This is a genomic window from Marinobacterium aestuariivivens (assembly GCF_042661465.1).
Taxonomy (GTDB): Bacteria; Pseudomonadota; Gammaproteobacteria; order Pseudomonadales; family Balneatricaceae; genus Marinobacterium_A; species Marinobacterium_A aestuariivivens.
In genome coordinates this window covers 4,738,681-4,759,490 of the sequence record NZ_JBHSWE010000001.1, presented here as the reverse complement: position 1 = coordinate 4,759,490, position 20,810 = coordinate 4,738,681, and the positions used below count along the sequence as shown (strand labels likewise).

The 20,810-nt window shown below is 62.6% G+C and carries 25 protein-coding genes and 1 pseudogene; 10 read left to right on the top strand and 16 right to left on the bottom strand.

The features are described 5' to 3' along the window. Position 1 precedes the first annotated feature (1 nt). The 6 genes from ACFQDL_RS24930 to ACFQDL_RS24905 form a co-directional block, all read right to left on the bottom strand. Positions 2-346, bottom strand: coding sequence for a thiosulfate oxidation carrier complex protein SoxZ (locus ACFQDL_RS24930; protein WP_379911373.1), 345 nt, complete (start codon positions 344-346; stop codon positions 2-4). Then, a complete protein-coding gene (locus tag ACFQDL_RS24925) occupies positions 229-579 on the bottom strand; it encodes a thiosulfate oxidation carrier protein SoxY (RefSeq protein ID WP_379911372.1) in 351 nt (116 codons plus the stop codon). The genes ACFQDL_RS24930 and ACFQDL_RS24925 overlap by 118 nt, the downstream gene beginning before the upstream one ends. Beyond that, the gene (locus tag ACFQDL_RS24920) at positions 576-788 is read right to left on the bottom strand and encodes a hypothetical protein (RefSeq protein ID WP_379911371.1); all 213 of its coding nucleotides are present in this window, start codon (positions 786-788) and stop codon (positions 576-578) included. The genes ACFQDL_RS24925 and ACFQDL_RS24920 overlap by 4 nt, the downstream gene beginning before the upstream one ends. 24 nt (positions 789-812) lie before the next feature. Then, a complete protein-coding gene (locus ACFQDL_RS24915; protein ID WP_379911370.1) occupies positions 813-1,742 on the bottom strand; it encodes a substrate-binding periplasmic protein in 930 nt (309 codons plus the stop codon). After that, positions 1,729-2,172 (bottom strand): cytochrome c-550 PedF, encoded by a 444-nt coding sequence (pedF, locus tag ACFQDL_RS24910; protein WP_379911369.1) that lies wholly within the window; start codon positions 2,170-2,172, stop codon positions 1,729-1,731. Before pedF ends, ACFQDL_RS24915 begins: the two co-directional genes overlap by 14 nt. Positions 2,173-2,433: 261 nt before the next feature. Continuing rightward, positions 2,434-3,264, bottom strand: coding sequence for an ion transporter (locus ACFQDL_RS24905; protein ID WP_379913324.1), 831 nt, complete (start codon positions 3,262-3,264; stop codon positions 2,434-2,436). A gap of 417 nt (positions 3,265-3,681) precedes the next feature. Here ACFQDL_RS24905 and ACFQDL_RS24900 point away from each other — a divergent pair, with 417 nt between their 5' ends. The 5 genes from ACFQDL_RS24900 to ACFQDL_RS24880 are packed head-to-tail and all read left to right on the top strand — an operon-like array spanning position 3,682 to position 8,880. Next, a complete protein-coding gene (locus tag ACFQDL_RS24900; protein ID WP_379911368.1) occupies positions 3,682-5,097 on the top strand; it encodes an efflux transporter outer membrane subunit in 1,416 nt (471 codons plus the stop codon). Positions 5,098-5,106: 9 nt separating this feature from the next. After that, entirely contained in the window at positions 5,107-6,033 is a 927-nt protein-coding gene (locus tag ACFQDL_RS24895; protein ID WP_379911367.1) for an FHA domain-containing protein, read from the top strand. Next, the gene (locus ACFQDL_RS24890) at positions 5,970-7,334 is read left to right on the top strand and encodes a hypothetical protein (protein WP_379911366.1); all 1,365 of its coding nucleotides are present in this window, start codon (positions 5,970-5,972) and stop codon (positions 7,332-7,334) included. The genes ACFQDL_RS24895 and ACFQDL_RS24890 overlap by 64 nt, the downstream gene beginning before the upstream one ends. Beyond that, a complete protein-coding gene (locus tag ACFQDL_RS24885) occupies positions 7,331-7,513 on the top strand; it encodes a hypothetical protein (protein WP_379911365.1) in 183 nt (60 codons plus the stop codon). Before ACFQDL_RS24890 ends, ACFQDL_RS24885 begins: the two co-directional genes overlap by 4 nt. Continuing rightward, positions 7,510-8,880: an HlyD family efflux transporter periplasmic adaptor subunit gene (locus ACFQDL_RS24880; protein WP_379911364.1), complete on the top strand. Its 1,371-nt coding sequence runs from the start codon at positions 7,510-7,512 to the stop codon at positions 8,878-8,880. Before ACFQDL_RS24885 ends, ACFQDL_RS24880 begins: the two co-directional genes overlap by 4 nt. 123 nt (positions 8,881-9,003) lie before the next feature. Here ACFQDL_RS24880 and ACFQDL_RS24875 read toward each other — a convergent pair whose 3' ends face one another. Continuing rightward, a complete protein-coding gene (locus ACFQDL_RS24875) occupies positions 9,004-9,306 on the bottom strand; it encodes a hypothetical protein (protein WP_379911363.1) in 303 nt (100 codons plus the stop codon). 122 nt (positions 9,307-9,428) lie between these two features. On the opposite strand from ACFQDL_RS24875, the gene ACFQDL_RS24870 reads away from it, so the two are divergent. The 4 genes and pseudogenes from ACFQDL_RS24870 to ACFQDL_RS24855 all read left to right on the top strand — a co-directional run bounded on the left by ACFQDL_RS24870 (position 9,429) and on the right by ACFQDL_RS24855 (position 14,296). Then, the gene (locus ACFQDL_RS24870; RefSeq protein WP_379911362.1) at positions 9,429-9,851 is read left to right on the top strand and encodes a peptidylprolyl isomerase; all 423 of its coding nucleotides are present in this window, start codon (positions 9,429-9,431) and stop codon (positions 9,849-9,851) included. 264 nt (positions 9,852-10,115) lie between these two features. Continuing rightward, positions 10,116-12,073, top strand: a pseudogene (locus ACFQDL_RS24865) (cysteine peptidase family C39 domain-containing protein); the annotation flags it as partial. A gap of 30 nt (positions 12,074-12,103) precedes the next feature. After that, positions 12,104-13,015, top strand: a complete 912-nt coding sequence (locus ACFQDL_RS24860) for a peptidase domain-containing ABC transporter (RefSeq protein WP_379913322.1) — start codon at positions 12,104-12,106, stop codon at positions 13,013-13,015. Positions 13,016-13,018: 3 nt separating this feature from the next. Then, positions 13,019-14,296, top strand: coding sequence for a sigma-54 interaction domain-containing protein (locus ACFQDL_RS24855; RefSeq protein WP_379911361.1), 1,278 nt, complete (start codon positions 13,019-13,021; stop codon positions 14,294-14,296). A gap of 236 nt (positions 14,297-14,532) precedes the next feature. Here the strand turns inward: ACFQDL_RS24855 and ACFQDL_RS24850 are convergent, their stop codons facing one another. From ACFQDL_RS24850 to ACFQDL_RS24815, 8 genes are all read right to left on the bottom strand, one after another. Further along, positions 14,533-14,796, bottom strand: coding sequence for a hypothetical protein (locus ACFQDL_RS24850; RefSeq protein ID WP_379911360.1), 264 nt, complete (start codon positions 14,794-14,796; stop codon positions 14,533-14,535). A gap of 45 nt (positions 14,797-14,841) precedes the next feature. Continuing rightward, positions 14,842-15,105 (bottom strand): hypothetical protein, encoded by a 264-nt coding sequence (locus tag ACFQDL_RS24845; RefSeq protein WP_379911359.1) that lies wholly within the window; start codon positions 15,103-15,105, stop codon positions 14,842-14,844. Positions 15,106-15,151: 46 nt separating this feature from the next. Continuing rightward, positions 15,152-15,382, bottom strand: a complete 231-nt coding sequence (locus tag ACFQDL_RS24840) for a hypothetical protein (RefSeq protein WP_379911358.1) — start codon at positions 15,380-15,382, stop codon at positions 15,152-15,154. Positions 15,383-15,908: 526 nt separating this feature from the next. Further along, positions 15,909-16,073 carry a hypothetical protein gene (locus ACFQDL_RS24835; protein ID WP_379911357.1) on the bottom strand — a complete coding sequence of 55 codons (165 nt, stop codon included), beginning with the start codon at positions 16,071-16,073 and terminating at the stop codon, positions 15,909-15,911. Between the two features lie 63 nt (positions 16,074-16,136). Beyond that, on the bottom strand, positions 16,137-16,370 hold the full coding sequence (locus tag ACFQDL_RS24830; RefSeq protein ID WP_379911356.1) for a hypothetical protein: 234 nt from the start codon (positions 16,368-16,370) through the stop codon (positions 16,137-16,139). 246 nt (positions 16,371-16,616) lie between these two features. Further along, a complete protein-coding gene (locus ACFQDL_RS24825) occupies positions 16,617-16,805 on the bottom strand; it encodes a hypothetical protein (protein ID WP_379911355.1) in 189 nt (62 codons plus the stop codon). Between the two features lie 60 nt (positions 16,806-16,865). Further along, complete coding sequence (locus ACFQDL_RS24820) at positions 16,866-17,750, bottom strand: FHA domain-containing protein (RefSeq protein ID WP_379911354.1); 885 nt, start codon at positions 17,748-17,750, stop codon at positions 16,866-16,868. Between the two features lie 23 nt (positions 17,751-17,773). After that, positions 17,774-18,640, bottom strand: a complete 867-nt coding sequence (locus ACFQDL_RS24815) for a PP2C family protein-serine/threonine phosphatase (RefSeq protein WP_379911353.1) — start codon at positions 18,638-18,640, stop codon at positions 17,774-17,776. A gap of 427 nt (positions 18,641-19,067) precedes the next feature. On the opposite strand from ACFQDL_RS24815, the gene ACFQDL_RS24810 reads away from it, so the two are divergent. Beyond that, complete coding sequence (locus ACFQDL_RS24810; RefSeq protein ID WP_379911352.1) at positions 19,068-19,451, top strand: hypothetical protein; 384 nt, start codon at positions 19,068-19,070, stop codon at positions 19,449-19,451. Here the strand turns inward: ACFQDL_RS24810 and ACFQDL_RS24805 are convergent. After that, positions 19,448-20,806: a serine/threonine-protein kinase gene (locus tag ACFQDL_RS24805; RefSeq protein WP_379911351.1), complete on the bottom strand. Its 1,359-nt coding sequence runs from the start codon at positions 20,804-20,806 to the stop codon at positions 19,448-19,450. The two genes, ACFQDL_RS24810 and ACFQDL_RS24805, sit on opposite strands and share 4 nt — an antisense overlap. Positions 20,807-20,810: the final 4 nt, after the last annotated feature.

The following is a 20,810-nucleotide window of genomic DNA, read 5'->3' as shown; positions in this document are numbered from 1 at the left end:
CTCAGGGCCCCTCCTGCACCGCCGTTTCGAACTCGTTGCCGTTGTTGTCCCGCATCCAGAGGCTCAGGCTGCCGAGACCCCGTGTATCGAAACTCAGCACCGGGTTCTCGCTGACCGGCGGCGACAGCTCCAGGCGCAACAGCGTATTGCCGTCGGGATCCCGCAACAGGGCCTGTTCGATGTAGAACTCGGGAATGCCCTCGACCAGCCCGGTATCCATCGGGTGGATCACCCGAAACTTGAACCGGGCAGAAGTGGCCGGCGAGGCTTGGGCTTCGAAGCGGCGCGCCTGCATCTCGCCCAGATGGCTCTCCCAGTAGGGGCTCGTCGCGGCCTGGCTCGGCACCGTGCAACCGCCACCGGACGCATCGAGGAAGGCACCGCCCAGATGCCGGTGCCGGCACTCAGTACTGCGGCCCGCACCGCCGTGGCCTGCTGCACCTTGATACGCAGCGACAGCCTCGGCACAACCCGGCCGTCATGTGGATAGAGGGTGGCTATATGCTGGATGGGATTGAGATCGGCCCAGATCAGAATCCGCTCGACCGGTTCACCCAGTCCGGTGGCGTCGATACTCACCGGCACCTGGGTCGGGTCTTCGGCAAAGGGGGTACCTCGACCCTTATCCGCGTATCGAAACGATAGGGATCGGCGCCAAGAAAGCGCTCGCGCAGGTAATCCCACATCGGCGAGCCCAGCGGGTCGGGCGTCCCGGTCGCGCCCTGAAGCGCCCCGCAGCCGAGACTCAACAGCGCGGCGCCGAGCCAGCGCAGACAGTGTCGGTTCATGATTCCCTCCCCTTCTCCGGCTCGTCACTGAACGACATCCTGGTACAGGCCCGGCAGTTCGTAGCCCAGGCCCTGAGCGGCGTAGAGTTGCCCCATGCCGCCACCGCGAATCAGACCGTCAACCACCTCCTCGACCGCGTAGCCGAGCTGCCGGTGGCTGTGCTTGATCGCCATGCCCAGATCCCAGGTCTGACGGCCCATCATCGGAAAGCCGTTTTCGCCGCGGCGAAAACGCGGATCCTTCGCCTCGTCGAGCAGCCAGTCTATTTCGGCGCGCATCCCCATCACCGCATCGACCTCGCCCCGCTGCATCGCGGCAAAGGCTTCGCGGACATTGGCATAATGACGCGTCTTGTCGCGCATCCGCCCCTGGAAGGCAGAGGTCAGGTAGAAGTCCGGCAGACTGTCGATCTCGACGCCGATCGGGTGGTACTGGAACACCGCGACGGTCGAGACGCTGTCGATGCGCTCGCTGTTGTAGGCCACCTGCCAGCGTTCGCGCTGGTAGGCGCCGAACATCACCACCTGCTCGTTGACGATCTCGCCGGTGGAATCGCGCTTGAAGGCATACTCGCGGTCGTAGGGTACCCGCATCATCACATCGGCCAGCTGCTTGGGCGCCAGCGGCTGATCTTCGTTCTTGTCGAGATAGTGGCCCTTCCAGACGTTGTTGCGCAGATCGTCGTCGAGATTCTCGTCCGGCGTGATCCAGTGCGGCTCGAATCGCACCCCGAGCCCTTCGGCGATGCGCTTGCCGATCTCGACATCGATGCCCCTCGGCTCACCGTCCTGGAGCCAGGAATAGGGCGGAAAGTCCCGGTAGAGTCCGATGCGGATATAGCCGCTGGCGATCACATCGTCGTAATAGCGGGCCTGGACCGGCAGTGCCAGCAGCCAGACCCAGAGTAGGCCTGCTGCCGACAGCGCGCAGCGGTGGAGGCTATTGCTCCACATACTTGGTCTCCAGCCAGGCGCGGATCGCCCAGAGGGCTTCCTGGCTCAGGTGCTCCGCCATCTTCGGCATGTAAACGCGGCCGTCGCGCACCGCCCCGTTGACCACGCGGTACTGGTACCACTCGTCGCCGTCGATGCCGGGCTCGAGGAAGCGCAGATCCGGTGCGATGCCGCCCGAAACGCCTTCCAGACCGTGGCAGCGGGCGCAGTTCTGGTTGTAGGCCGACTCGCCGATTTCGACAGCCAGCGCATACTTTTCGTGATCTTCACCGTAGGGGTTCTGATCCAGCCACTCCTCGCCCAGCGACTCGAGGCCCGCGGTGTCGACCGCCTGTGGCGTGACATCGCCATGGGCCAGCGCCTGGGTCGACAGCATCAGCGTGATCATCCCAGCCCCGGCAAGTCCGAATATTTTCTTGTTGTGTTTCATGGCCTAGCACCCTTCCGATTCAAGAACTGTAAAGAGGTCGCGAACAGCCGAAGCTGCCCGCCAGCTTGAATCCATGATAGGGCGAGGTCCCGTTGCGCCAGAATTCTACTTTGGCGCCCAAGGGCTAGTTCGTTGGTAGTAGGTTGGAATGAGTGTCAACGAATTCGACAGGGTGGTGCTCCACAGGGTGGCACTTCACCTCCCGCGCGTTGCGCGGCACATGAGAAAGAGAAGAACGATGCGGACCGCTGCCCCGAGCTGTCAGCGCTCCTGCCGTTGCAGCAGCGTTTCCATCCGCGTCAGCTGCTCGCGCAGTTCCCGTACATCCTCGCGCAGCCCGTGCAGCTCGGCGGCCTCGCCCTCGCCGCTTTCGAGCTCCATCTGCACGCTCTCCTTCTGCATCACATCGAGCACGATGCCGATCATCATGTTCAGGAACACGAAGGCATTGAGGAAGATGAAGCTGATGAAGAAAATCCAGGCGTAGGGGTATTGCTCCATCGCCGGGTAAAGAACCGCGGTGGCCCAGCTCTCGAAGGTCGCGACCTGGAACAGCGTCAGCATCGAGACGGCGATATTGCCCCAGAGCTTCTCGTCGACGGTATGGAACAGGAAACTGCCGATGGCGCCGTAGATGTAGAAGATGATGAACATCAGCAGTGCGACATAGCCCATTCGCGGGATCGACTTGAACAGTGCCGTCACCAGCAGCCTGAGCTCAGGAATCATCGAGACCAGACGCAGTACGCGGAAGATGCGCAGCAGCCGCGCCAGCAGCACCATTTCCGAATCCTGCAACGGCACCAGACTGGCCACCACGATCACGAAATCGAAAACGTTCCAGCCCTTCTTGAAGAAGTCGAACAGCCGCCGCTCGCCGGCCATGCGGATCAGGATCTCGACCAGGAAAAAACCGGTCACCGCCATGTCGGCGATCAGCAGCGCCTGCTCGAAGCGGCTGGTTTCCTCGTAGGTCTTGGCGCCGATCAGCAGGGCAGAAACAACGATAATGGCGATGACGACGGCTTCGAACAGCTTGTTGGCGCGCAGGCGCTCGAAACGGGTCTGCAGTGTACTGATGGATTCACTCATGGAAGGGCTCGACTGCAACAGGTAGCGCGCCCTGGCGACGCGCAGTATCGGACTGCGCGGCATTATCGCCGATCCGTCGCCGCGTGCAAAGAGCGCAACGCCGGATAACCGACAGCACGGACATCCGGTCTCTGGACGAAAGGCATGCCAGCGGGCATTCGATTCGCCCACCGGGTGGACTTCTGTCACAGCAAAACCCAGAACCGGAATCAAGATAACGGTATAAGAAACTGGGTAAGGAATTCCCCGGGGCCGGCGCGAATAGCGTCTGTGCCTGCATCCTTTCCGGCCTTGCGGTCACTTCACGACGGTCTGGCCACAGGATGCGCGTCGCCGAAGCGCAAGGCGTCACTCGTAACCCCTGCCATCCTGCCTATACTTACTCCAAACGTACCTATCCGACATGGGGCCGTTGGCATGAAACTCTTCATTCCGGGCGCAGCGCTCTTCCTTCTGGCCGGTTTTTTGCTGACCGGGTGCGGTGCGTACGAAAAGGGCCATGCTGAATACCAGCGCCCCGAGTTGCCGGAAAAAACCGACTGGGTCGGTCCCGGACCCGAGCTGGAGACGCAGCCGGTGCAGGTATCGGCGAGCGAAACGATCCAGCCGGACTGGTGGAGAGGTTTCGACGATCGCTATCTCGACCGGCTGATCGACTCGGCCCTGACCGGCAACCTGGACCTGAAGATTCTGGCGGCGCGCATCGATGCCGCCGAAGCCGCCGTAGGCGAGGAACGCGCCGGACTGTTACCCACCGTCGGCGGCAATGTCTCGGCACAGTTTCAGACCAGCCCGCAAGGCACCAGCCGCCAGTTCGGCGCCCAGGCCTCGGCCAACTGGGAGGTCGACATCTGGGGCAAGGCCCGCAAGGGGGTCCAGGCGCAGAGCGCGGAATATCAGGCGACCGAAGCGGACTGGCGGGCCGGATACCTGTCGATGGTCGCCGAGGTGGCCGACACCTACTTCGCCATTCGCCGCCTCGACGAACAGCTCGCGCGCCAGCGCAATGCGCTGAACCAGAACCGGCGCATCCTCGGCATCTACCACCAGCAGCACCAGGCCGGGCTGGTACCCGATACCCGCATCCGACAACAGCAGGCGGAAATCCATGCGCTGCAAGACGCCGAGGTGGACCTGAAGCGCCTGCGTCGGCTGGCGGAAAACCGCCTGGCCACGCTGCTGGGGCGACCGGCGGGCGATTTCCGGGTGCCCGAGCAGATGTTGACCGATACCGTGTCGCTACCGGTGGTACCGGCCGGCCTGCCCTCCGAGCTGGTGTCGCGGCGACCCGACATCATTGCCGGGGAGTTTCGTGTATTGCAGGCACACCACCTGGTCGGCCAGGCACACCTGGCGAAGCTGCCCAGCTTCAGCCTCACCGGCAACGGCGGCTTCGCCAGTGCCATGCTGTCCGGCCTGCTCGGCAACTGGAGCCTGGGGCTGGCTCCGGCACTCAGCATTCCGATTTTCGACCCTGGCATCGAGGCCAGGCTCGGCAGCCGTGAAGCCCAGGCGCAGATTGCCGAGGAGCAGTACCGCAAGACGGTGTTACTGGCCTTCGAAGAGGTGGAAAACGCCCTGACCAACCTGGCCGCACGCAAGGCTCGGCTGGCCGAGGTGCAGGCCCAGCTGGCTCAGCTGACCCAGGTGCGCAACCAGATCGACCGTCAGGTCCAGCTCGGAATGGCGTCCCAGCTGGAGGTGTTCGAATCGGAGCGCTCGGTGCTGGCGGCCCAGCAGAGCCTGCTGCAACTGCACAGCCAGATCCTCAGCGACACGGTCACGCTCTACAAGGTGCTGGGCGGCGGCTGGCCCCATATCCGGGTCAACTAGGATGGGCCGATGAAACTGATCCTCAAGGCCCAGTCCCATCCCGAGATCGGCGACATCCCTGTCGAGGACAGCCTCTTCGCCATCGGCCGGCAGGAAGCGCCCTTCAATACCCACCCGAACGAGGCGGTCGCCAAACTGTCGCGCCGCCACGCCAGGATCTTCGAACAGGACGGCCACTATTTTCTGGTTGATTCCGGCAGTCTCAACGGCACACGGCTCAATGGCAAGGCGCTCGGCCAGCAGGCCGCCAGACTGCACCAGGGCGACAGCATCAACTTCGCCGGCCAGCTTGAGTTCCGGGTCGAACTGCCGCCACCGCAACCGTCGGAACCGCAGCCGGACATCCGGCTGATTCTGACACCCTGCGACCCTCAGGCCGGGCTCGACAGGCTGGTGATCAGCCGCTTTCCCTTTCTCGTCAGCCAGAACGAAGGCGTCTTTGCCGGTTTCCCGGCGGCGCTGGCCGATGAGATCAGGCATCTTTCCCGCCGCCATGCCCATATCTTTCTCAAGCATGGACAGCCCCATATCGAGGATCTCGGCAGCACCAACGGCACCTTTATCGGGGAGCAGCGACTCGACGAGCACGCGTTACCGCTGCAAAGCGGTGACCGCCTGACCTTTGGCAGCCCCGCCCTGAGCTACCGGGTGGAACTGCCGGCCGAGGAGCCGCCACCCGCGCCCCGTGCCGATCCGGTCACGACAGTGGCCCCCGATGAGGCCGACCCCAGAACCACCTTCATCACCAGCGCCAGCCCTTTCCTCGATATCTTCTGCCAGCAGCAGGAGCCGCCACGCCAGGCCACGACGGCCGATCCGGCTGCCGCCGAACAGCCCCCTCCTCCGCGCGCCCCGGTGGCCGGCTGGCGCGAATGCGGGTCTTTCTCGTCGAGCTGCGACGGGCCCTCGGCTTCGGGGAGAAGCCCGGTTCGCTGAAAAGACGCGGAATTGGCGCCGCCATCGTCCTGTTGCTGGCGACAGTGGCTCTGCTGCTCTATCAGCGCGGTGCCGAGGAGCGGGCCATCAAGGCGCTGATGGCCGAAGCGCACTATCTCGAGGCCAGCCAGATGGCCGCTCGCATATTGCGGCAGCAGCCGGAGGAGACCGAAATCCGAACCCTGGCCACTTCGGCATTGCTACAGGGTACCCTTCCCGGCTGGCAGCAACAGCTGGATGCGCAGGCCTACGAGAACGCCCGGCAACGGCTCGCAGCCTTGCCCCTGAACGACCTCCATCCCCAGGGCCGGCAACTGCTGGCCCTGCTCGGATGGGTGACCGACCTGGAGCAGTGGTTTGCCGAACGTCCGCCGGACAACCATCTCGAACTGTACCGAGACGAACAACCGATCCGCGCATTGCTCGAGCGCTGGGAAGACCAGGGCGACGATGCCCGCCGCCTGCTGGATCTTATTCGCGACCAGGAGCCGGCGTTCGAAGCACGGCATAGCCGCATTTTCAGCCGGCTGCGCCAGCTGGAGAACGAACGCTCGGTCTATCTGACCGGCATCGATACGCTGAACCGGCGCCTGGAAAACCTGCTGGCGAACAACCGCAGCGATGAGCTGACAGCCCTGCTCGACGATTTCGTACGGCAGTATCCCACTATCAGGGGCACCGACCGGCTGCGGCAGGATATCGGCGACTACAGGACGCTGCATCAGGCGATCGGGAATCGCGACCTGGAAGCCCTGGAGCGCCTCACACTGGGGCTCGGGTTCCGAACGCCGCCGTTTCAGCAGGCGAGCCAGGAACTGTTGCCGCAGCAACTGCCGCCGCCCGAGATCGTCGAACGGCATCGGCAGGCGCGCCGGGCCTGGCTGGCCGGCGACGCGCAGCAGGCCATCGCCCTGCTCGAGCCCGCGACGGTGCAGCCCTGGGGCGCGGCACTGGAACCGGCGTTACAGCACTATCGCCAGGTAGAAAGCAGTTACCGGCAACTGCAGATCCGCCAAAACGCAGCCGATTACGGCCCGGCGCTTATCGCCTTCTACGGCTCGCTGGATCCCGTGCTGGATCGCCACTACCTGGATGCCCTGCAGGCCGCCTTCCGGCAATACACCGACGAGGCCCGCCGCAATGCCGATGCCGCGATGGCGGCGGCGGCAGACTACTGGCAGCAGTATCAGCAGCAGGGGGCATCGGCAGCACCCTGCGCCTGGAAGACGATATCTCCGAGCGTTTTCGCCAGCAGGCACTGCTGCTCAACCTCGCCCAGGATGAAGCGCGCCAGGGGTTGAGGCTCTATGGCCTGCTGCAGCAGTCGCCGGCGCAGCCGTCACAGGCGCTGCAGCAACGCATCGCGACCGAAGTGCAGGGGCAGCGGCAGTGGCTGCAGGACCTCAGCACGGTGCTCGATCCGCCGCTTTTGCGGGCAAAGCTGCAGCTGCTGAACCCGGCCGAGGAGGCAAGCCCATGAACGATGCCGAATCACGCGCGCTGCACGAGGCGCTGCGCGATCACAGTGCCGAAGGCATCGGCATCCTGACGGCGGAACCCTCCCGGCTGATCGGCTTCATCCTATACCTGCTAGCCGCGCTGATGCTCGCCGCCCTGGCCTGGTCCTTCGTCGGACGCGCCGATGTCATCGTCAAGGCGCCCGGGGTGCTCGGCCCCGAATCCAGGGTGCGCCGCGTCTATGCGCCGATCGAGGGCGAGCTGGTGGATCTCTATATCGCCGAGGGTACACCGGTCGCCGAGGGAGACGTGCTGGCACGGATCAATGCCCGCGGCGCAATTCAGGCCGCTACCGCCGCGCTGCAGGCGGAACTGGCGCTGGCCGAAGCGGAACGTGCCTACAACCTCTTCCCGGCCCGCAAGGCGCTGCTGCAGAGTAAGGCCGACAGCCTGCAGCAAAAACTGGAACTGGAACAGCAACTGCACCGGCAGCGGGTAACGGAAGGCCTCGGCAAGCTGTCGGAGGCCCACAAGGCCAGCCTCGAGAGGGCCCGCGCCGGGCTGGAACAGAGCCGCACCCTGATGAACGCCGCCCGCGGTGAAATGAGCGCTTTCGAGCGACTCTACAATTCGCCGGGCGGCGGCGGCGTCTCCCGCAACCAGGTCCAGGAAAAACGCAACGCCTACGCGGTCGCACGCAGCAATACCATCGCCGCCGAGGCCGCCCTCAGTGAACTGGAACTGCAACTGAGCTCGCAGCAGCGGGAGAAGAGTCGCGAAATCGAGCGCAGCGCCCAGCAGCTGCGGGAACTGCGAATTCAGTACGAGGAAGCGCTCGAAGCGGTGCGCCAGGCCGAAGACCGGGTCATGACCGACCTCAGGGCCGCCCGCCTCAACGCCGAGGGTGCTGCCCGCATCCGCTTCGACAATATCGACGAGGACAACTTCCTGCGGATTCTGGCCCCTTCCGACGGCGTCATCACCCGCATCAACTTTTCCCAACCCGGCGACAAGGTTTCGGCGGACCGGCCCCTGGCCACCCTCGCCCCGGCCGACGCCGCGACGGTGTTGCATGTCGAGATCCCGGAACGGGACCGGGGTTTCCTGCGCGAAGGACTGCCGGTGAAGTTGAAATTCAATGCCTTTCCGTTCCAGCGCTATGGCTTTATCGACGGTTCGCTGGAGTACATCTCGCCGGGCACAGTGGTGTCGGAACAGAGTGGTCAGCCGGTCTATCAGGGCCGGGTCAGCCTGGCGCGGGACTATTTCAGCGACAGCGGGCAGCAGCATGCGCTGCGCTTCGGCATGCAGGCAGAAGCCGAGATCCAGGTGCGCAAAAGGCGCCTGATCGACCTGGCACTGGATCCTTTCCGCCGATTACAGCAATGATACGGAGGTCCGGAGGGTGGATTTTACGTAGGGTGCCGTTAGCGGCGCAGCCGCGTAACGCACCGATCGGGATTCGGCCCGATGCGAGAGGATAAAAAATGACTATACCTAAAGAAGCCGGGATCAACCGCCAGGCCGCAGGGACCCAGAGAGCCCCGGCCGCCATCCGCCCTCAACCGGGCCAGGCCCACCCTTCAAACACCGGGAGGCTCCAATATGAGCAATATCGCCCGCATTGACGAGGAGTACATCAGCGCCGACGACTTTATCAGGATTCTGAAGTTCAAGGATCGCCTGGAAGATCTGCTGGAGGAGGTGCTGAGCGACAAACTGACCGTGCTCGAAGCCCGCAAGCAGGGCCTCGAGGTCACAGCCGAAGAACTCCAGGAGCGTGCCGACAACCTGCGCCGCGTGGAGGGTCTGCATCGCGCCAAGGACATGTTCGACTATCTCGAGGCGATGGGCATGACCCTGGACGACTTCGAGCTCTATCTTACCGATACCCTGTACCGGGAAAAGATGATGGAGCGCATCTGCAGCCCCAGGCGGTGGAGGACTACTTCAGCCTTCATTCACCCAGGTTCGACGCCGTCGAGATCAGCCATATCCTGCTCGATTCCGAAGACAAGGCGCGGGAGATCGTCGCATTGCTGGAAGACGACCCCGACAGCTTCGCTGAACTGGCGCAGGAACATTCGCTGGCCGACGAAAGCCGTGAACAGGGCGGCGCCCTGGGCCGGATACTGCGCGGAGCCCTGTTCGGTGAAGCCGAGGCCAAGGTGTTCAATGCGGCCGTCAACGAAGCGCTCGGGCCTTTTCCATCGGCCGACGGCCAACTGTTCGAGATTTTCATGGTCACCGCCCGGCACCCGGCCAGCCTCGACGACAGCACCCGCGCCGAAGTGAAGAAACTGCTGCACCGGGAATGGCTGCAGGCAAAGGCCAGCGAGCACCGGATCGAGTATCTGTAGGAGCGGCGCCCCCGCCGCGAATAGGGGAAAACGTTAGGCGTTAGGCGTTAGGCGTTAGGCGTTAGGCGGGGCAGCTTGTGGCTTGCAGCTGTGAACGGAGGTGAACTTGGAACAGGATGAGCTGGTCGACTTTCTGGCCGGGGTCGAATTTTTTCGACCTTCGACCGGGAGGGGCTCGCGGCACTCGCGGCTCGCGCCGGGCAGAGCCACCACGACTTCGGCGATACCCTTCTCCGGGCCGGCGAACCCGGGACGGGCGTCTATGTGGTGCTGAAGGGCACGGTACGGCTGTTCACCGAGGAACAGGGCAAGGAGACCAGCCTCGGCGTGCGCAAGACCGGCGAAGTGTTCGCGGAACTGGCGGCGCTGCGCGAACACCGGCTCGAATATTCGGTGCGCGCCTCGGCCAAGACGCTGCTGCTGCACATTCCCCGCGAGGCGCTGGCGCCGCAGCTGCAGCGCAATCCGGCGGCGGCGGACTTCATTGCCCGTCTGACCGCCATCAGCAGCGCCGGCGGTTTTGTCAGCCGCCTGTTCAATCTGCGTGGCAAGGTGGCCCCCGGCGAGCTGGAGGAGTTCATCCAGAGTATCGGCGTCAAGCCGGTCAAGGCGGGCCAGACCATCCTCAGCCAGGGCGGCCGCGACGACCGGCGCCTCTATATCGTACGCCAGGGCAAGGTACAGCTGCTGTACCGGGAGGACGACAGCGAATACCCGCTGGCCACCCTGCACCAGGGCGAGTCTTTCGGCGAAAAAGCCTGCCTGCTGAAGCAGGAACAGCCCGCCAGCGCCGTTGCCGAGACCGACGCGGTACTGCTGGTGATCCCGGAGCAGACGATCGGCTTCATTCTCGAGCGCAATCCCACGGTCGCCACCGTGCTCGAGGAGCGCATCCAGTTCGTCGAACGGGAGCTGCAACGGCAGAAGAAACTGGCCGAGCGTCGCAATCGCCGGGTGCTGCTCGACCTCTTCTCCAGCCCCCGGCGCGGCGAGCGGATCCTGCGCCGTTTTCCGCTGGTCGAGCAGGCCGAGGAGATGGACTGCGGCGCCGCCTGCCTGGCGATGATCTGTCGCCATTACCATATCAACCTGACCCTCGGCAAACTGCGGGAGCTGGCCAATGTCACCACCGAAGGCGCCACCCTGGAAAGCCTGGCGCGGGTCGGCGAATCCCTCGGTTTCAGTACCCGGGGCGTGCAGTGCACCTACCAGGCCCTGCTGGGCTTCGAGCTGCCGTTCATCGTCCACTGGGAGGGTTACCACTATGTGGTGGTCTACGGCATCTCCAAGCACCATGTCTGGGTCGCAGATCCGGCGCTGGGCTTTCGCAAGCTGACGGTGCAGGAGTTCGAGCGCGGCTGGAGCGGTACCTGTCTGATCTTCACGCCCGGCGAGAGCCTGGTGCAGCTGGCGGCCGGCCGCTCACCCTGGCTGCGTTTCATCGCCTATCTGAAGCCGTTCAAGAAATTGCTCGGCTACCTGTTCCTGGCAACCCTGGTCATCGAGGTGCTCAGCCTGGCACCGCCGATCATCATGCAGAACATCCTCGACCGCGTCGTGGTGCATCAAAGCTTCGAACTGCTGCACGTGCTGATCTTCGGCCTGATCATCGCCCAGGTCTTCACGCAGCTGACGATGCTGATGCGGGCGCTGCTGGCGAACTTCCTGATGCGCAACCTCGACTTCAGCATGATCGCCGGCTTCTTCAAGCATACGCTGGCACTGCCGGTGGCCTTCTTCGCCAAAGGCGTACCGGCGACATCTTTGCCCGCTTCCAGGAAAACCACAAGATCCGCCAGTTCCTGACCGAGTCCACCATCAGCACCCTGCTCAACCTGCTGATGGTGTTCATCTATTTCACGGTGCTGTTCATCTACAACGTCCAGATGACACTGCTGCTGATTGCGATGGTGATACCGATCGCCCTGCTCACCGTGCTCGTGACACCCCGACTGAAGCATTATGCCCGGCAGGCTTTCGAAACCTCCACCGATGCCGAATCGGTGCTGATGGAAACCCTGAGCGGTGCCGAAACCATCAAGGGCATGGGCATAGAACGCCCCATGCGCCTGAAATGGGAGCGCAAGTATGCCCGGTCCCTGGACGTGCAATACCGCGCCGGCCGCTTCCAGGCGCTGGTGCAGATGGGCGGCCAGCTGTTGAGCGCCGCCACCACCATCGTGGTGCTCTGGGTCGGCGCCACCCTGGTATTGCAGCAGCAACTGAGCATCGGCCAGCTGATCGCCTTCAATATGCTGATGGGCAGCGTGATGGCACCACTGATGGGCCTGGTGGGTCTGTGGGACGAACTGCATGAGGCGGGCATCGCCATGGAGCGCCTCGGCGATGTACTCGATCTGGAGCCGGAGCAGAAACCGGAATCCCTGTCGTCGCGCATTCTGTTGCCGGACCTGCAGGGGGACATCCGGCTGGAGAACGTCTATTTCCGCTATGGCGGCAACGAAACGCCCTATGTGCTGGAAAATATCAGCTGCGAGATCAAGCCGGGCCAGCTGGTAGCCATCGTCGGCCAGAGCGGTTCCGGCAAGACCACCCTGGCCAAGCTGCTGGTGGGTTTTTACCCACCGTCCGAGGGCCGCATCCTGGTCGACGGCTACGATCTGATGCAGATCGACATGGAATACTACCGCGCCCAGGTCGGCTACGTGATGCAGTCGAACCTGGTATTTTCCGGCACGGTGGCGGAGAACATCGCCATCGGCGACGACAATCCGGACCGGCGCCGTATCGTCGAGGTGGCGAAGATGGCCGATGCCCACGGCTATATCAGCAACCTGCCGCTGGGCTACGAGCAGGTGGTTGGCGAACGTGGCGTCGGCCTCTCCGGCGGCCAGGTACAGCGACTGTGCATTGCCCGCGCCCTCTATCACAATCCGCGCCTGCTGATCTTCGACGAGGCCACTTCGGCGCTGGATACCCAGTCGGAAAGCAATATTCTCGGCCATATGCACGAAATCCTGAAGGGACGTACCGCCATCGTCATCGCCCACCGCCTCAGCACCGTGATGCATGCCGACAAGATACTGGTGCTCTACGACGGTTGTATCACCGAACAGGGCGACCACCGGGAACTGCTGGACCAGCGCGGCATGTATTACCAGTTGGTGCAGAAACAACTGTCCGGCGCGGCACTGCCGGAGTAGAAAATGAAAGCACTGAACCTCAAGCCGCTCTCTTCCGCCTCCTACGGCGGGCTGCTGGAAAAAATCGAGGTGTTGCGCTCAAGCCTGCGCTGGCTGCCGGGACTCTCGTCGACCGACAAGCAGAAACTGCAACTGCAGCTCAACGAGGTGCGCAATGGCCTGATGCTGCTCTCGCGCCAAGCCCGGCTGCAGCAATCCAGTCAGGAGCAGGCCCCGGACCAGGAGGCGGAAGACGCCGGGCAAGCCCATGCCCTGTCCCGCCGACAGCGGCGTGAGGCGCTGCTGGAGCGCGACTTCGTGTTCGAGGGGGTGTTCGGCGAAAGCCCGAAACTGCTGGACGCGCTGGAGATCGCCGAAAGGGCCGCACCGACCGATCTGCCGGTGCTGGTCGAAGGCGAAAGCGGTACCGGCAAGGAACTGATGGCCAAGGTGGTGCATCACAACGGCAGCCGGGCGGACAAGCCCTTTATCTCGATCAACTGCGGCGCCATCCCGGAAAACCTGCTGGAATCGGAGCTGTTCGGTCACAAAAAAGGCGCCTTTACCGGCGCCAGCAGCGACCGCAAGGGCAAGTTCGAGAGCGCCCACCGCGGCACCATTTTTCTCGACGAGGTCGGGGAGTTGCCGCTGCAGGGCCAGGTCAAGCTGCTGCGCGTGCTGCAGGCCAACGAGATCCAGCGTGTCGGCTCCGACGAGATCATCGAAGTGGATACCCGGATCGTCGCCGCCACCAATCGCAACCTGCTGCAGATGGCCCGCGACGGCAGCTTTCGCGAAGACCTTTACTACCGCCTCGGGGTGATCCATGTCACCCTGCCGCCGCTGCGCGAACGACGCGACGAGATTCCGCTGCTGATCGATTATTTCTGCGACGAGGCGGCGGAAAAACTGCACCGGGCACCGGTTCGAATGACCCCCGAACTGCGCAGCTTCCTGCTCGCCTATGGCTACCCGGGCAATATCCGTGAACTGCGCAACCTCGTCTACCGCCTGTCCTGCCTGGCCGACGACATTGCCTCGCCCGCCCAGCTGCCGGAAGAAATCCGGCCGAAGTCGAAAACCACGGCCGGCGCGTCCGATGAGACCCTGTCGTTGAGTGAAATCAAGCAGCAGGCCAGCGATGCGGCCGAGCGGGCGTATCTTGAAGAGGGGTTGCAGGCCGTCAACGGCAAGGTTACGGAACTGGCGAAACGTACCGGCATGAACCGCTCCTATCTGCAGACGCTGCTGAAGAAACACGACCTGCATTCCAAGGACTTTCGCCGGACGGCGGAAAAATAACATTTGCTTTTGGGGAGAGGAGGTTATTCGATTCCGGACAGACTCGCAAAAAGAAGACCGGCTGCGACCGAGAGTCCGAAACTGGAAATGAGCAGAAACAGTTGTTTGGCGTAATGAATGATCTCGTAAAGGTACATGACACGGCTTCTCGATTGCGTTGAGCGCCAGGAATCGTTCCTGACAGGACCGGCATCCGACGAATCCGCCCCCGAAGCGCTCTCCGGGGGCGGCGGGACTCAGTACTGAATGACCGAGTTCGAGTTGCCCTGGTTCACATAGGCGCTGCCCACTGCGATATTGAGCTGCTCGCTGATGTTGGTCAGGCTCTTATGCATATAGTGACTGGAGTAAAGCGACGGCTGATGCATTTTCAGTCCACCGGGTTTCATGGTGGTCACCAGGCTGTTGACCATCGCGGTGTAACCACCGCGAACCTGGGTCATGGCTTTGCCATCGAGTTCTTTGCTTGCGTGCAGATCGGTAATGGTAAGCATGGTCATGATGTTATCTCCGCTGTTTTAGCTTTTCGGGTAAGAGCCGGATGCTCAGTACTGGATCACCGAGTTGCTGTTGCCCTGGGTGACGTAGGCGCTGCCGACGGCAATATTCAACTGTTCGCTGAAGTTGCTCAGGCTCTGGTGCGAGACGTGACTCGGGTACAGCAGGCCATAGCCGGGCTTTTTCGGCATATGGGGCATCAGTTTGAGTCCCTGGGCCGCCACCAGGGCGCTGTAACCGCCGCGCACGCCGGCCAGTGCCTTGCTGTCCATTTCAATGTTCTGCTGCAGATCGTTGATGATAATAGTCATGATCGTTTCTCCTGATAATCTAATAGGTTGCTCTAGGGCTTATTGATCAGCCCTGGCTGACAAAATTGGAATTGTTCTGGAACACACCCTGGCTCAGCACCGCAATATTCAACTGGGTATTGATGTTGGTCAGATCCTTGATGCTGGTGTGGACCGGGCCGATCCAGTTTTTAACCCCGCCCTGGTAACCCCAGCTGAAACCGCCGCGGATTTTCGCCAGTGCCTGGGTATCCAGTGCCTTGCTTTCGTTCAGATCGTTGATGGCAATATGAGTCATGGTCGTCTCTCCGATTCTTTATTTGGGAAGGCAAGTGTATCGGTTACCCTTGCCTTGATTGGTATATTGCAGAGGCTGTGCCAGTTTCTTTTAAACACCCCTATATATTTATCAACCCTATGAAAATAAACACTTTTTAGTTTTAAAAGATCGATTGAAAGACAGTAGATGCAAAGACAATCAGGCAAAAAGTTATTTTAGAACCAACACTCTTTTCGCATGCTGTTTTTAATCCTGAAACACTACCGCGGATGCAACGGCCGGGTTCGCCATGCGTGAACCGCCCCATCCGCGACAAGGAGAAGCTCGTTGTCTGGGTCAGTTGCAGAATACAGAGAGACAGATGCTGCCCGCGAAACGGACCGCTGCGGAATCAACCGCCAGCCAGGGCGACAAGCAGCCGGTTTAATAGCGCAGTCAGCTTCCTGACGGGAAACAAAGAGGGGGGGACAGTCGCCAGAAACAGAGGAAACCGGTCGATTGACCGGTTTCAGGGGATGCAGAAGAAAAATGGAGGTGCCTGCGATCAGGCTGCGAGTTTTTGCCACAGAAGGGCGTCCCGCTGGAGTTCCGCGGCCATCGGGTCGAGTCCGAGGTCCCGCAGCGCGTGCCCGCTCAGCCGCCTGACCTCGAGTGCACCGGATCTGGACGGTTTCAGCAGACGTAGAACAAGTCGTTTGATGCATTTCATCTTGATGATCTCCTGTTGTTGGCGGGAGCAAGTCCGTTTCGGCTCCCGCGCGGCAGCGCTCGATCAGAACTGAAGTACAGTATTGCTGTTGGTCTGGAAGACGTCCTGGCTCAGTACGGCAATGTTCAGCTGGGTATTGCTGTTGGTCAGCTGCTTGGTGTTGCTGCTGACCGGACCGAACCAGCCCGGCTTCGGCATCAGGTATCCCGGGTTGAAGGCATAACCGCCGCGTACGCCGGCCAGCGCCTGGGAGTCCAGTGTTTTACTTTCGTGCAGATCGTTGATGGCAATGGTCATGGCATTATCTCCAATGGTTCAGGGTGGCTAGAGCGTGTTTCCAGGTTGGCTGATCGCTCTGACCTGCGCTCTGACCTGTATATTGCAGACCTTGTGCCAATCTCGAAAACGACATCGCTAAAACATTGTAATCAGCTGATTTAAAAAGGTTATTTATCAAAAATAATAAAAAACCCGGGCCAGATGCCCGGGTTTTTAATTGGCGATAGTTTGCTTCATTGAAACATATTTTTTGGTGAATGTTTGCTACGGATCAACAGCATTCAGCCGCCGGCCGATTTCCACCCTATTTGAACAGCGGGCGCGGCCCGAAATCGAGACTGCGCCTGAGCGGATTCCCATGCAGGCGGGCGCGGCGCCCCCGACAATGGTCCTCATCGCTTTGCGGTCCAGCTCCGTGTTTTCCGGCAGGTCTTTGATTATCAACTTGGCCATTTTCGTTCTCCCCTGAGAGTAGGCAGCCACTGCTCGACACCCCTGAGTATAGCTCCCGGGCTAAGCTGGCCGCTGCAGCAACAGCAGGACGACGGCAGCGCAGGCCGCCAGTAACACAAGTCCGAGCAGCAGCCTCAGGCCCCTTCTTCGGCGCCCGGCGCCGAAACCTGTAACCGTTCTCGAGGACGCGTCCCCCGACCGGCCTGGCATGTCCTGCTTGAATTGCATCTCCACTTTACCGAAACGCAGCCGGTCACCACTGCTCAGCGGCGAGCTTTCGGCCGCCTCGTCGCCAACATAGGAGCCATTGGTGGACTGCAGATCGGTCAGGGTCCACTGACCATGCTGGAACCCAAGCTCGGCATGCCGTGACGAAACCGATGGATCGTCGAGCACCAGATCGTTGTCCGGTGCCCGGCCGATGCGGATCAGCCCCGGTTCCAGCGCGAAGCGCTCCACCCCGGCCCCCTCCAGCCAGGCTGCGGGCGCACCGAGCAGCCGGGTGCCCTCCTCCGCTTCGCCGCCCGCCTGCAACAGTGCGGTGCTGTCGGCGACATGCAGCGCGGTCGCTTCGGGATCCCGCAGCCGCGTCGTTTCCAGGTCGGCCGTCACCGGGCCCAATACCTTGAAGGCCAGCCGGTCCAGGCGGATTTCATCCCCCGGGTGCGCCTCGCCGGCCTCGATCCGCGTGTCATTGAGATAGGTGCCGTTGGCCGACCCCAGGTCCTCCACCTGCAGGCCTGTTTCCGATACCCTGATCGTTGCATGCCGGCGCGAGAGGTGAGGGTCGTCAATCACCAGATCGCATTCCGTCCCGCGCCCGATCACCAGGGCGCCGCTCAACGACAGGCTACCCTGCGGCAGATGCTCGGATACCAGCGACCATCCGCCGGCGGCAGCGTCCGCTGGTGCCGGCGACGAATCATCGCCCTCGTTATTGTTCATAGTTTTACCTCTTTAGCCGGCCATCAAGCGAGATAGAGCACCAGCACGATCAGCAGCACGCAGAGTACAGCGACCCCCAGATAGCCAAGGCGCCGCCCGGAGCGCGCAGACACCGACATCGGCGATGGCGCCATCATCGGCAGGGTGGCATCCAGGCTGGCCGCTGCAGGCGCATCCTCGGGGGCCGAAACGACGATGACGCTGACATTGTCGCGCCCGCCATGCGCCAGCGCGTCCTGGATCAGACGATCCGCCTGCATCTGCTCGGAATCGCCGCCACCCAGAACAAGGCTCAGCCGGGCATCATCCAGTTCACCGTTGAGCCCGTCGCTGCACAGCAGAATCCGCTGCCCCCGCTGCCACTGTCCGCTGGTGCGACTCACCCGCAGTGGCGTACGTTCCGTCGCTCCGAGCGCCTGCAGCACCACATGAGCCTGCGGATGGCTGGCGGCCTCCTGCTCGCTCAGTTCGCCCTTGTCCACCAGCCACTGGACATAGGAGTGGTCATGACTGAGGCGATGCAGCGCCCGCTCCGCCGCATCCCACAGATAGGCCCGGCTGTCGCCGACCCAGGCGATCTCGTAGCTCAGTCCCTGGCCGCGTAATGCCACCAGGGTGGCGCCCATCCCTTTGTTGCCATCGCCCTGCTCGCCCGCGCTGAGTATCGCCTGATGGGCATCCTGAATCGCATCCAGCAGCGACTGTCCCCGGGCAACGCCCTGATGCACGGTCAGGCCGGCAATGGCACTGGCAACTTCCCCGCCCTGGTGACCGCCCATGCCATCGGCCACCAGCCAGAGTCCCAGCTGCGGATCGACCACGTAACTGTCTTCATTGTGGTCCCGTATGCGCCCGACGTCGGACCCATAGCCAAAGGAGAGGGAAGGCATGCTGTTCCTCGACAGGATTCACCGAACCCGGATTGGGATACCGGCAGGCATTCTCCCCCTGCGCACCATCCGGCCCGATACTCTACTATGAAGCTAAGTGTAGTCATTCGGAAGGCCCGCCATGGTTGACTCCCCACCGGACAGGAAAGCGCCTTCGAAACAGCGAACCAGCGTGCGGCCCCCGCCGGGCAAAGGTACCGACCTCGAGCCGACTCTTCCGCTCGGTCGGCGCCCGGCGCAACCCACACCAACGCCGGCGCCAGGCCGCGCCCTGCCCGGACGCTTTCACAGATGGCTTGTCATCGCTGTTGTCGCCGCCGGCCTTCTGCTATCGATCTGGTGGCAAAAGATCGATGAAGAGGTTGTTCCGCCACCCCCTGCGCCAGCGCCGCAAGCGCCGATTGCCGAGCCCCGGCCGGAAAGCCCGTTGCCGGCGGACGAAGCGGGCAGCGACTATCGACAGCGACTGCTGGCGCTGAGCAGCCTGCCGCCGCCGACACTTTCCGACAGCGAACGGGAGCAACGCCTGACGGCTCTGTTCGAACGCTTTTCCAGGGCGATCGACAGCGGCAATCTCGTTCTGCCGGCAACGGACAGCGCCGCCGAATACCTGCTCCGGATGACGGCGCTCGGCGCCGGGCATCCGCGCCTGCTCGAGGCCCGTTCGCGGCTGGCACAGGCCTTTCTCGAAGAGGCCCGTCGTGCGCGCCTGGCCGGTGACTGGGACGCAGCGGACCGCTGGTTGCAGCATGCCGTCGAGATCCGCCTCAGTCTTGAAGATCTCGAGGCCGAACAGGACAGCCGCGATTAATCCCCGGGCTCTGTATCGAGCCGCTGTTGCAGCGCCAGCAAACCGCTATGGGCGGGAAATAGCGCCAGCCCCCGTTTGACCTGGCCCCGGGCTGCACTCCGCTCTCCCGCTTGCCAGAGCTGCAGCGACTGTTCCACCAGCCGGTTCGCAACCACGTTCATGCCCTCGTTCGCCGCCGGGTTGGCCGGATCGATATCCAGCACCAACCGATAGGCATCGTAGGCATTGCTGCCCTGGGGCAGGACCAACCGACCCACCATCAGGTGCACCCGTGCCACCGCCAGCAGACGCTGTATCTTTTCCTGATCGACCAGCGTCAGCACGACGTCCTGGGGCTTCTGCTCTGACGGTATACCCGCCGATGGGGGCTCCAGCCCGTCCAGATCCAGTTCCGGCGTCGGTGATTCGCGAGCCAGGTCGGCCCGTTCGCGGTACCACTGATAGCCATGGTCGCCGACCAGGAAGCCGACCAATATCACGATGGCCACCCAGAGGCGAAACCTCGGCCGGCTGTCGCTCTTGCGGCGCTGGTCCCTGAACGCATCGACGGCAGCACGGAACTCCGCGGCGTTCTGAAAGCGCTGATCGGGCTGCTTCGCCAGCGCTTTTTTCACCACCTTGTCGAAGAAGCGCACCACCTCGGCGCTGGAGCTGTCCGGCTTGCCGGGCATCTCATGGATGATACGGTGAATCACCGTATTGGAGAGATCGCCGGGAAAGGCCTTGTTGCCGGTCAGCATTTCGTACAGCACTATGCCGGTGGAGAAGAGGTCGGTGCGGGCATCGACCGCGTTTCCCAGGCACTGCTCCGGCGACATGTAGTTGGGCGTTCCAATCACGCCACCGGTCTGCGTCAGCTCGGTGGTTTCCAGTTTGGCGATGCCGAAATCGGCAATCTTCACCGAGCCGTCCGGCAGCAGGATGATATTGGCGGGCTTGATGTCGCGGTGAATGATGCCGAGGGAGTGGGTGTAGTCCAGCGCATCGAGCACCTGGCTAATGATTTTAAGCACTTCGTGAAACTGGAAACGGGTGCCGTGGCGCAGATAGTCCTTGAGTTCCTTGCCTTCAACGTACTCCATGACGAAAAAGGGCAGCCCACACTTCTCGTCCTCTTCGTACTCGTAAATGGCCACGATGTTCTGATGCGTCAGCCGGCCCACCGCCCGGGCCTCGTGACGAAAGCGTTGCAGCAGATCCCGCCCGAGTTCCCCTTCCAGCAACGCCCGGTGTACCGTCTTGATTGCCACGGTACGTGCAATATGGGGATCGTAGGCCTTGTACACCACCCCCATTCCGCCTTCGCCCAGCACCCCGTCGAGCCGGTATTTACCCAGGTACTGCTGTTGCGGCATAAGA

What these genes read in the sequence shown, in the direction of transcription:
- ACFQDL_RS24920 (WP_379911371.1), bottom strand. Translation starts at nt 788, where the DNA reads ATGAACCGACACTGTCTGCGCTGGCTCGGCGCCGCGCTGTTGAGTCTC.
- ACFQDL_RS24915 (WP_379911370.1), bottom strand. Translation starts at nt 1,742, where the DNA reads ATGTGGAGCAATAGCCTCCACCGCTGCGCGCTGTCGGCAGCAGGCCTA.
- pedF (WP_379911369.1), bottom strand. Translation starts at nt 2,172, where the DNA reads ATGAAACACAACAAGAAAATATTCGGACTTGCCGGGGCTGGGATGATC.
- ACFQDL_RS24905 (WP_379913324.1), bottom strand. Translation starts at nt 3,264, where the DNA reads ATGAGTGAATCCATCAGTACACTGCAGACCCGTTTCGAGCGCCTGCGC.
- ACFQDL_RS24900 (WP_379911368.1), top strand. Translation starts at nt 3,682, where the DNA reads ATGAAACTCTTCATTCCGGGCGCAGCGCTCTTCCTTCTGGCCGGTTTT.
- ACFQDL_RS24895 (WP_379911367.1), top strand. Translation starts at nt 5,107, where the DNA reads ATGAAACTGATCCTCAAGGCCCAGTCCCATCCCGAGATCGGCGACATC.
- ACFQDL_RS24890 (WP_379911366.1), top strand. Translation starts at nt 5,970, where the DNA reads ATGCGGGTCTTTCTCGTCGAGCTGCGACGGGCCCTCGGCTTCGGGGAG.
- ACFQDL_RS24880 (WP_379911364.1), top strand. Translation starts at nt 7,510, where the DNA reads ATGAACGATGCCGAATCACGCGCGCTGCACGAGGCGCTGCGCGATCAC.
- ACFQDL_RS24875 (WP_379911363.1), bottom strand. Translation starts at nt 9,306, where the DNA reads ATGCAGACCCTCCACGCGGCGCAGGTTGTCGGCACGCTCCTGGAGTTC.
- ACFQDL_RS24860 (WP_379913322.1), top strand. Translation starts at nt 12,104, where the DNA reads ATGCTGATGGGCAGCGTGATGGCACCACTGATGGGCCTGGTGGGTCTG.
- ACFQDL_RS24855 (WP_379911361.1), top strand. Translation starts at nt 13,019, where the DNA reads ATGAAAGCACTGAACCTCAAGCCGCTCTCTTCCGCCTCCTACGGCGGG.
- ACFQDL_RS24850 (WP_379911360.1), bottom strand. Translation starts at nt 14,796, where the DNA reads ATGACCATGCTTACCATTACCGATCTGCACGCAAGCAAAGAACTCGAT.
- ACFQDL_RS24845 (WP_379911359.1), bottom strand. Translation starts at nt 15,105, where the DNA reads ATGACTATTATCATCAACGATCTGCAGCAGAACATTGAAATGGACAGC.
- ACFQDL_RS24840 (WP_379911358.1), bottom strand. Translation starts at nt 15,382, where the DNA reads ATGACTCATATTGCCATCAACGATCTGAACGAAAGCAAGGCACTGGAT.
- ACFQDL_RS24835 (WP_379911357.1), bottom strand. Translation starts at nt 16,073, where the DNA reads ATGAAATGCATCAAACGACTTGTTCTACGTCTGCTGAAACCGTCCAGA.
- ACFQDL_RS24830 (WP_379911356.1), bottom strand. Translation starts at nt 16,370, where the DNA reads ATGACCATTGCCATCAACGATCTGCACGAAAGTAAAACACTGGACTCC.
- ACFQDL_RS24825 (WP_379911355.1), bottom strand. Translation starts at nt 16,805, where the DNA reads ATGGCCAAGTTGATAATCAAAGACCTGCCGGAAAACACGGAGCTGGAC.
- ACFQDL_RS24820 (WP_379911354.1), bottom strand. Translation starts at nt 17,750, where the DNA reads ATGAACAATAACGAGGGCGATGATTCGTCGCCGGCACCAGCGGACGCT.
- ACFQDL_RS24815 (WP_379911353.1), bottom strand. Translation starts at nt 18,640, where the DNA reads ATGCCTTCCCTCTCCTTTGGCTATGGGTCCGACGTCGGGCGCATACGG.
- ACFQDL_RS24805 (WP_379911351.1), bottom strand. Translation starts at nt 20,806, where the DNA reads ATGCCGCAACAGCAGTACCTGGGTAAATACCGGCTCGACGGGGTGCTG.